The sequence below is a fragment of the Staphylococcus sp. KUGN1 genome (assembly GCF_045984185.1).
Classification (GTDB): Bacteria; Bacillota; Bacilli; order Staphylococcales; family Staphylococcaceae; genus Staphylococcus; species Staphylococcus warneri_A.
Genome location: NZ_JBJQIL010000033.1, coordinates 1 through 259, shown reverse-complemented (window position 1 = coordinate 259; position 259 = coordinate 1). Strand labels below are relative to the sequence as shown.

The 259-nt window shown below is 43.2% G+C and carries 1 protein-coding gene; it reads right to left on the bottom strand.

The features are described from left to right. A partial coding sequence (locus ACJQQZ_RS12600; RefSeq protein ID WP_408023180.1) for a hypothetical protein occupies positions 1-259 on the bottom strand: 259 nt, incomplete at both ends.

The following is a 259-nucleotide window of genomic DNA, read 5'->3' as shown; positions in this document are numbered from 1 at the left end:
TCAAACTCAGTAAGTACATCAGATAGTGCATCAACAAGCACAAGCGTATCTGACTCAAACTCAGTAAGTACATCAGATAGTGCATCAACAAGCACAAGCGTATCTGACTCAAACTCAGTAAGCGCGTCTGACTCAGCGTCAACAAGTGCATCTGATTCAACATCAGTAAGCGCAAGTGATTCAACGTCAGTAAGCGCAAGTGATTCAACGTCAGTAAGCACATCAGATAGTGCATCAACAAGCACAAGCGTATCTGACT